This is a genomic window from Thermomonas sp., from assembly GCF_019104945.1.
Taxonomy (GTDB): Bacteria; Pseudomonadota; Gammaproteobacteria; order Xanthomonadales; family Xanthomonadaceae; genus Thermomonas.
Window position 1 is genome coordinate 1 of the sequence record NZ_JAHRWW010000007.1, and the last position, 5,611, is coordinate 5,611.

3 protein-coding genes and 1 pseudogene are annotated in these 5,611 nt (G+C 56.1%); all 4 read right to left on the minus strand.

The window, feature by feature from the left end; translation table 11 throughout:
* A pseudogene (locus KUL77_RS01955) lies at positions 1-951 on the minus strand (IS1595 family transposase); the annotation flags it as partial.
* 319 nt (positions 952-1,270) lie between these two features.
* Positions 1,271-2,275: a T6SS immunity protein Tli4 family protein gene (locus KUL77_RS01960; RefSeq protein ID WP_297142892.1), complete on the minus strand. Its 1,005-nt coding sequence runs from the start codon at positions 2,273-2,275 to the stop codon at positions 1,271-1,273.
* A gap of 99 nt (positions 2,276-2,374) precedes the next feature.
* Positions 2,375-3,958 (minus strand): hypothetical protein, encoded by a 1,584-nt coding sequence (locus KUL77_RS01965; protein WP_297142895.1) that lies wholly within the window; start codon positions 3,956-3,958, stop codon positions 2,375-2,377.
* A gap of 14 nt (positions 3,959-3,972) precedes the next feature.
* On the minus strand, positions 3,973-5,611 hold a 1,639-nt coding region (locus KUL77_RS01970; protein WP_297142898.1), incomplete at its 5' end, for a DUF2345 domain-containing protein.

Sequence of the window (5,611 nt, forward strand, 5' to 3'; positions counted from 1 at the left end):
TCAGCAACGAATATTGGCGCATCACGCAAAGCTGCCTCCGAGCACGGTTTAGTTTGAACAACGGCTTGCAGCAAGCACGGCACAAGTGCTTTCAGATCAAACCGCCGGTTGAAGCGCCATGCTGCCTCAGCAAGATAGCGATCAGCATACTTGAAGAACTTGAATGCGTGATACGCTCCATCCAGCGAACGCTTCAGGTTCGATAGCACGACATTAACCCAACGCAAACTTGGGCTTTCGCAGCGTTCACGCCCTTCTCCACGCACCACAGTGTGCGCTTGCGCCAGCTCCGCCGATCGAAATGCGGCAAGTCCGTCACTATACACATCGACCCGCACTACGACACGCGCTTCAAGCCATTGAGCAAGTGCCGACTTCGTGAATGCTGGAACCGTGTCCATGACAGCGTATAACGGCCGTCCATCCTCAGAGACTTGGACGGCTGCGACAAAAGGGCGTTTGTTCTCCGAGCCGCGTCCGGCTTTGCCGCCGTTGCGCTCCCCGCCCAGATACGCATCATCCAATTGAATGACATCTGTCAGCACGCGCGCCGCTTCATCCTGCAGCATTGCCGCCATCAGCTTGTGTTTGAGCCGCCAAGCGGTGGGGTAACTCACGCCCAAGTGACGCATCAGTTCTAGCGCCGACAGATTGGTCTTGCTTTGGCTGAGCAGGTACATGGCCAACAGCCAAGTGCGCAGCGGCAGCTTGCTGTGCTCCAACAGTGTTCCTGCACGCAGGCTGGCTTGGTGACCGCAAGCCGTGCATTGCCAATAGGGTGTCTCCTTGCGGCGAAATCGCCGCGCCTGTGCGCTAGCAACGCGGGCAGCAAAAACCTTGCGGCCAACGTACATGCTCCAGCACCTGCTCGCACTGTGCTTCGGTTCCATAGCGCTCAAGGAAACTTGGCAATGACAGGCCTGATTGGAATTGCACGCGATTCATAGCCATGATGAGCACTTCAAGAGGAAGGTGCCCCTATCGTGGGGTGCACCCGTCGCATAAACTGCGACTACTGAGGGTTCGTGCTAATCAGGTCCCGTAATACAAGGTCACCGATGGTGCATGAGACCACTTAAAACTTTTGGGTACGTCAATCAACATCCTGCCGATGCAGTCGGTGCGTATGTCCCGGGTCATTTCTGCAATCACCTGTTTCTCCTTGTTATTTGGACCGCCGCAGGCAGCTACCGCGCAAGCGCAGGCAACCCACAACATCACTTTGAATACCCCCTTCATTAAGGCAGCCTCGCCGTGTTTGCGATCTTCATTAGCGAGTAGGACTCCCTCCCACTGCCCCAGGACGGATTTTGATCCTTTGCAGCAGCTCATCCCAAAATGCCTGCGCTTGTTTGGCATTCTCAAAACTCGCAGGCTTGTCTTCGTCCGGCTGAATGGTGAGCGACACCTCCATGAATGGATGGCTGGCATCATTAGGTACACCGTCAGCCGCCCAGAAAAATTTGTAGGCCGTGGTGCCTTCAATGCTATCGTTGGGAACGCTTAGACCAATCTGATAACCCTTTTGTCCGGCGGCTTCACGCTCACCTCGAATCAGCACACTCACACGGCCTTCGACATTAGCCCGCAGGATACCTAACTCGCTATCCACCCGGTGCTTTAGCGAGGGCTCGTTGGTATCGATGCTGTCGATCGCACTGCTGTCGATAACGAAGTTGGCGTCGGGGTGATTTTTGAAGCTGGCGACGAGGGTGAACCCTTCCCGCAGTGGTGCACTGCCCGGATCCGAAAACATCCCGCCATCCACACAGAAGCCGGGAGTGACGGGAAGTTCTCCGGGATTGACGGGCTGAAAGTTGAGAGCTGCGTTCCACATCCGTGTCCTTGTGGCTGGATAGGTGTCGGCACCACCGCCATCGGATCGAAAAACATACTCATATCCACCTGCAAACTTATGAAGTTCGGCAATGGTTTTGGGCAGGTTTGGTTTGACTAGGTAACCGATTATTGCTTGCTCCACAGAGCCGTCGATCTGCGAGCCAACGAGTTGAGTTGTACCAAAGATTTTATCGGGATCGAATCCTGCCCTACGTGCAAGTCTATCTCCCATCTCATTTCTTTCCGTTTTTGTACCCGCTAATATCTTTGTTTTATCCTCAAGTACCTGTTTGATTGCGTTAAAACTCGCAGCAGGTTTTGGTGGTTGTACTTCCATGTAATTAAACGTTGCATTCACGGTCGACTTCGCCCCTATAGGCAAGTCGACAACTAAGCGACCTACACAAACAGAACCGGGATTGAGCGTATCAGTCATGGGCGGTATTCCTCGTGCGGGCGCACTGCACCCGGCTATGCCGAGGATCAGTATCAAACAGAATGCATGTATATGATTGGTCATGTCGGGTTACTCCGCTCATAGCACTTTCGCTTCCTGCAACAACATGCAGATTGAATAAAAAGTCGTTTGTCGTACGGCATCGTTGTTGTAGGAGCCTTGATGCTCAAACCCACTAAGCCGAAAGCTTTGTTTGATATTGCCACCGCCCTGTATATGGGGAGCTTCGCCGGAACAAGCCGGTACTGTGCCATCCCCAGGCTGCGGGTAACCCAAGCCTTTGGGGCCGGCAATGGAAAACGCCATTTTTTGCCCAACACGCACGGTTACAGGGTCACTTCCATCTATGGGTGTCGCGGCGAGCAGTGCTGTCGGGTTCGGGTTAGAAGCAGCCGCGCTGTACCAAATCAAGTCCCCGTAAGCGGGGTAAGCTTTCTCGTCTGCGCCGTAGTGAACGTAGGTGCGCGGATGATAGGTCGTGCCGAGTGTGTAGTGGAACCCAGTAACTGTTATAACGTTTATATAAAAGTTATGCCACGGGTTCTCGATTTTTTTCGAGGGGTCGATCAGTTGCTCGTCTATCAGCCTCCACCAACGTTCTTTTTCAAGATAGATGTCGTCGTATGGATCGGATACAGGCAGCTCAAACACAGCCGCCGAATCACTGCCAACCCTAGCCTTTAGCCAGCCCGTCGGGTATTGGTGATTGGGCAGAAGTTCCATCGCGCCGGGGCTATTGGCAAATACGGCCGTCACCTGCGCAGCATTACGGCCCAAGACCCAGCCGGAAATACCGCCATAGCCGCTGCGGCAATGGTGATAAGCCGCCGCCGCACCATTGGCTGGTTGTTCACCATGCACGATGCCAAGCACCTTATCTGCGGCACTTCCAAATGCCGAATGCACCGCAGCACGTGTCACCAAACCGCCCATCGAGTGACTAATAAGGATGACTTGTTCACACCTAAACGCAGGTCCTCCGGCGCTACCTTTGCCATTCCATTCCGCGATAATCTCGGTGATTTTTTCGGCAAGATATTTACCGGATTCGCCGTTGCTTTGTAACCAGTTGTAGCCCACCACATGCACAGGGCAATAGAAATTATCCCAAGCAAAATCCGCATTGGACTGGGTAAGTGCTTGTGGCGTTCGCTCAGGACTCCATTGGCCGATGCCTTGATCCACCATTTCGCTCCACGGTGAGGAAGCGCCTTGCGCAATACCGCCAGTCAGTCCACTCAACTTGTCATCCAGCCAACAGACGAAATCACCGTAGGATGCTTTGGATGTACTGCCCTGTCCGCGCTGATGGCCGGTACTCTTGTCCGGGACGGTGGCACTCTTGCCATACCATTTACCGGAAGGATCGACCTCAGCATCGTCTGCCCGTAGTTTGCTTTGCCGCGTTTTGGCTGAGCGGAAAACCCACTGCAACAAGATGCTCACCGTGGAATTGACGTTCCACACCGACTCCTTGGTTTTCTTGTCGCGCAGGTTGGAGCCCATAATGCCGGGTACAAAAATGACAGGGACAACCGTCGTGGGTGGCACCACCATGGAGCCGCGTACTTTATCCTCTACTGGTGTCAAACGTGTTGTGGCTACTACGCTGCCGTCGTTAGCAGTTTGCTGAACTAATGGTTTGACGCTTTCTTCGGCCATGCCCTCGCCTCCTTTCAAGCCTTGCCTAGCCATTTGACCGTCGCACCATCTAGGCTGATGCCCTGCTGTAACTGTGTCCAGCCATCACCATCGGTAATTCCACGAATAACCGCACCATCTGCACGATGGATTTCATAGCGCTGATTACAAGCCGCCTTGCCGCTACGCAGTACCATTTTTACGCGCTGATCAAATTTGGAGTCCGGCCACTCATTCATCTCCCTCGATAACTGCGTCGCCCCCACAAACGACTTCCTCCCCGCTTGCACTTTTATTTCGCCCGGTGCGTTGAAGGTGATGTTGCCGTTTTCAATGGTGATGCTGGCGCCGCCTGCGGTGGCGATGTGGATGGTTTTGCCTGCGGCCAATTCCACTTCAGCGCTGCGGCTAGCTACGTGCAGATGGTCTTTGGCTTGAAGTTTGATTTGGTCGTGCTGGGCTTGAATGTCTAGCTCGCCTTCGCCCGCAACGATGCTCAGTGCGGTGTCTTCGCGTTGGCCTTTGCTGGCAGCGGCCAGCACGCCGATGGCTTGGCCGCTGTGCAGGCGCGCGCGATGCATGATGGCAGCGTCGCTGTCTTGGCCGCTGGCAAGGGTGAGGGTTTCGCCGGCGTTCCAGTGCAGGGCTTGGCCTGCCACGTGCATCACGCCTGCGGGGGCACTGATGCCGAGAATGGGGTCGCCGGTATGCGGTACGCGGGCGTTGCCTGCGCTGGTTTCGCGCTGCGGGGCGTCGGTGTAGCCAGTGCCGAGTTCGGTACCCGTCACGGTGGTACTGGCGCTCTTTTGCAAAATGGCCAGCGGCGCTTGCGTTTCGCTGAGCTGTGAGGTGCTGGGCTTGTTAATGCCTTCGTGCGCGGCCAGCGGGCTCGTGAGGTGGGTCTTGGCGGCTTGGCTGAAGGTCTTGCCCAGCGCATTGAGCTGATTGAGTAGCGCCACCTGCTGCACGGCAAGCCCAGCAGGTTCGTTTTGGTTGTGGGCATAGGCGCTGAGCCATAATCCACGTTCACAGCGCACGCTGCCCCATGCATCGGTGCGCAGTTCAAAGCCTTCGCCTCTAAAACTACCGCGGTAGTTATCGGCGCTGTGGATGAGGTGGCCGAGATTGAGCTGGGTGGCGGCCTGCGTGGTGGCAAGCTGGGTACGTAGTTGGCCGTTGCTGTCATCAAAGACGAGTTGGCTATAACCACTGCCGCCCCATTCTTGCGAACGTATGCCCCATTGCGCAGCGGGGTTACGGTGCTGATCCTCGCCGGGGCCCCAGCCGTGCCACACGGGTGCTTGCCCGCCGCCGAGGTTGGCCTGCGCACTGGGCCTGTGGTCTTGGGCCTGTGTGTAGATGGAAAGATCGCTTTGCCCTGCGTTGCCACCAGGTGTGCGCGGCACGCCCGCTTCGCCCAGGCCGTTATACAGTGCGCCCAGCACGATAGGGCGGTCGATCTCGTCTTCCAAAAACCCCACCAGCACTTCCTGCCCGATGCGCGGTAAGAATTGGCTGCCCACACCGGGGCCCGCGTAGCGCTGCATCACCCGCAGCCAAGCGCTGTCGTGGTGGCCGTCGCCGTCTTGAAAATGAAACCGTACTTTGATTCTTCCAAGTGCATCGCAGTGCAGGTCTTGTCCACCTTCAGCACTCCCACCCACCACGATCGCG